This window comes from Pseudomonas faucium (assembly GCF_021602585.1).
Taxonomy (GTDB): Bacteria; Pseudomonadota; Gammaproteobacteria; order Pseudomonadales; family Pseudomonadaceae; genus Aquipseudomonas; species Aquipseudomonas faucium.
This window is the reverse complement of record NZ_BQIP01000054.1, coordinates 1-3,026: the sequence shown is the minus strand read 5'-3', so window position 1 is coordinate 3,026 and position 3,026 is coordinate 1. Positions and strand designations below refer to the sequence as shown.

General features: G+C 58.3%; 4 protein-coding genes, 3 tRNA genes and 1 rRNA gene. All 8 read left to right on the top strand.

Annotation, left to right across the window (positions count from 1 at the left end; all coding sequences use genetic code 11):
- Positions 1-77 (top strand): 5S ribosomal RNA (gene rrf, locus L6D75_RS27675); the annotation flags it as partial.
- Between the two features lie 157 nt (positions 78-234).
- Positions 235-1,194 carry a bifunctional biotin--[acetyl-CoA-carboxylase] ligase/biotin operon repressor BirA gene (birA, locus tag L6D75_RS27110; RefSeq protein ID WP_176518256.1) on the top strand — a complete coding sequence of 320 codons (960 nt, stop codon included), beginning with the start codon at positions 235-237 and terminating at the stop codon, positions 1,192-1,194.
- A complete protein-coding gene (locus tag L6D75_RS27105) occupies positions 1,184-1,933 on the top strand; it encodes a pantothenate kinase (RefSeq protein ID WP_176518255.1) in 750 nt (249 codons plus the stop codon). Before birA ends, L6D75_RS27105 begins: the two co-directional genes overlap by 11 nt.
- Before the next feature lie 7 nt (positions 1,934-1,940).
- Positions 1,941-2,366, top strand: a complete 426-nt coding sequence (locus L6D75_RS27100; protein ID WP_176518254.1) for a hypothetical protein — start codon at positions 1,941-1,943, stop codon at positions 2,364-2,366.
- Positions 2,367-2,518: 152 nt separating this feature from the next.
- Positions 2,519-2,602, top strand: a tRNA-Tyr gene (locus tag L6D75_RS27095).
- 24 nt (positions 2,603-2,626) lie between these two features.
- Positions 2,627-2,700 (top strand) — tRNA-Gly (locus L6D75_RS27090).
- A 29-nt stretch (positions 2,701-2,729) separates the two neighbouring features.
- A tRNA-Thr gene (locus L6D75_RS27085) sits at positions 2,730-2,805 on the top strand.
- A 79-nt stretch (positions 2,806-2,884) separates the two neighbouring features.
- The coding region (locus tag L6D75_RS27080) for a GTP-binding protein (RefSeq protein ID WP_230385152.1) at positions 2,885-3,026 on the top strand (142 nt) is incomplete at its 3' end.

The window sequence follows — 3,026 nt, the reverse complement described above, 5'->3', positions numbered from 1 at the left end:
CCGAACTCAGCAGTGAAACGATGCATCGCCGATGGTAGTGTGGGGTTTCCCCATGTGAGAGTAGGTCATCGTCAAGATTCATTTCGCAAAACCCCTATCTGCGCGAGCAGGTAGGGGTTTTGTCTTTGGCGTGCAGAAAATCTGGCCTTCCGGCGCTTTGCCCGGGTGCCCTTTTCCTATGCAAGCCCACGACCCATAGCTATCATGCCAGCCTTATTCCAAGTCGAGACTGGCATGCTGAAGTTGTTGAATCTCCTCAAGGATGGCCGGTTCCATTCCGGTGAAGCCTTGGGGGCAGCCCTCGGTGTAAGTCGCAGCGCCGTCTGGAAGCAGCTGCAGCACCTGGAGAGTGAGCTGAACCTCACCATTCACAAGGTTCGCGGGCGCGGTTACCAGCTTGCGGCTCCCCTGGCGCTGCTCGATGCGCAGGCCATTGCCGAGTGCGGCGAGGGTGAGCAGTGGCCCGTTTTCATCCATGACAGCATCGATTCGACCAATGCGGAGGGCTTGAGGCTCGCCGGCCTTGGTCAGGCCGCGCCATTCCTGGTGCTGGCAGAGCGTCAGAGCGCCGGGCGCGGTCGCCGCGGTCGTCACTGGGTAAGTCCTTTTGGTGAAAACCTCTATTACAGCCTTGTCTTGCGGGTAGACGGCGGCATGCGCCAGCTCGAAGGCTTGAGCCTGGTAGTGGGCTTGGCGGTCATGCGTACGCTGCAGGCTTTCGGCGTGAAGGAAGTCGGGCTTAAATGGCCCAATGATGTACTTGTGCGCGGGCGCAAGATAACCGGCATCCTCCTGGAGCTGGTCGGCGACCCGGCTGATGTCTGCCATGTTGTGCTGGGTATCGGCATCAATGTGAACATGCAAGCCAATGACCAGGTTGACCAGGCGTGGACCTCGATGCGCCGGGAAGCGGGCGCAGCGATTGATCGTAACCGCTTGGTGGCACTGCTCAGCCAGCAGCTGCAGCATGAATTGGCGCGCCATCGCCGCTATGGTTTCGCCGCTTTCCAGGAAGAATGGGAGCAGGCGCATCTCTGGCAAGGGTGTAACGTATCGCTCATCGCCGGCAGCACTCATATAGAAGGTGTGGTGCTGGGGGTGGACGGGCAGGGCGGCTTGCGTCTGGAAGTCGACGGTGTTGAAAAGAGCTTCAGTGGTGGAGAGCTCAGTTTGAGGTTGCGAGATGATTCTTGAGCTCGATTGCGGTAACAGCTTCATCAAATGGCGCGTGATCCACACTGGTGACGCCACCATGGTGCGCGGCGGCATTGTCGATTCCGATCAATCGCTGATTGCCCAGGTGAGTGCCTTGGCCTCGGTGCGGCTATCCGCTTGCCGTATCGTCAGCGTGCGCAGCGAAGAAGAAACCGCGGCACTGTGCGCATTGATTGCACATGCCTTTAGTGTCACGGCGCGAGTTGCGCAGCCAGCTCAGTCGATGGCCGGCGTGCGCAACGGCTACGAAGACTATCAGCGCCTGGGCATGGACCGCTGGTTGGCCGCACTGGGTGCCTACCACCTGGCCAAAGGCGCTTGCCTGGTGATCGACCTGGGTACCGCGGCCAAGGCCGACTTCGTCTCTGCCGATGGCGAGCACCTGGGCGGGTATATTTGCCCCGGCATGCCGCTGATGCGCAGCCAGTTGCGTACCCACACCCGCCGCATCCGCTACGACGATGCCTCGGCTGAGCGGGCTCTGGCCAGTCTCGGTCCCGGGCGTTCTACGGTCGAGGCCGTGGAGCGTGGTTGCGTGCTGATGTTGCAGGGCTTTGCCTGCGCTCAGCTAGAGCAGGCGCGTGCGCTGTGGGGCGAAGCTTTCACCGTGTTCCTTACCGGCGGCGATGCGCCCCTGGTACGTGATGCCATACCACAGGCGCGCGTGGTTCCCGACCTGGTATTCGTTGGCCTGGCAATGGCCTGTCCGCTGGACTGAGGTGCTTATGCGTTGGTTGTTTCTGCTGTTGCTGGTGCTCAATGCCTTCTATTACATCTGGCACCAACAGGAAGCCCCGCTGAAAGCCAAGGATGTCGCCCCGCTGTCGCTGTACAAAGGGAGTCAGCAGGAGATCCGTCTGTTACGCGAAACCGGAGCTTTGGCGCCGGCTCAGCGCCGCGATGAATGCCTGGTCGTGGGTGGCCTGCCTGGTCGGGAGCAGCTCGATGCGCTTCGCCAGCGGCTGTTGAGCCTGGATATCAGCGCTGCGCCAGTGGCGGGGCAGCTGCCAGGCGCCGAGGGTTTGTGGCTCAAGATAGCCCCTGATAGCGAGCGTTTGCTGGACCAAACCGTGCTCGCGACTCTTTCCAATGATTTCAAAGACTTAAAACATAAAATTATTTTCTGCCAGGGTATTGCAACTGGCGAATAGCTTGATAGAATGGCGCCCGCTTCACAGGGAACACCACTCAGGTGGCAGAACTGGAAGCGGTGTCAAAGCAGCTAAGTTTCAGATTTGATTGAAAAAATTTGAAAAAACGCTTGACACTAGGACGGCAGACAAGTAGAATGCCGGCCACATCTGGAGGGATTCCCGAGCGGTCAAAGGGGACGGACTGTAAATCCGTTGCGAGAGCTTCGAAGGTTCGAATCCTTCTCCCTCCACCAGTTTTAGCGAGAGCTGCAAGCTCCGCGGGTATAGTTTAGTGGTAGAACCTCAGCCTTCCAAGCTGATGATGCGGGTTCGATTCCCGCTACCCGCTCCAAGTTTGCTGGTTTTTGCACAATGTGTTTCGCTCTTGTAGCTCAGTTGGTAGAGCACACCCTTGGTAAGGGTGAGGTCAGCGGTTCAAGTCCGCTCAAGAGCTCCATATAAACAAGGCAGATATGAAAATATCTGCCTTTGTTTTATCAGCGTTGTGACTATTTCTTCTGCGGAGGATTGTATCGATGGCTAAGGAAAAGTTTGATCGTTCCCTTCCCCACGTTAACGTCGGCACTATCGGCCACGTTGACCACGGTAAGACCACTCTGACCGCAGCTCTGACTCGCGTCTGCTCCGAAGTTTTCGGTTCGGCAGTCGTTGAGTTCG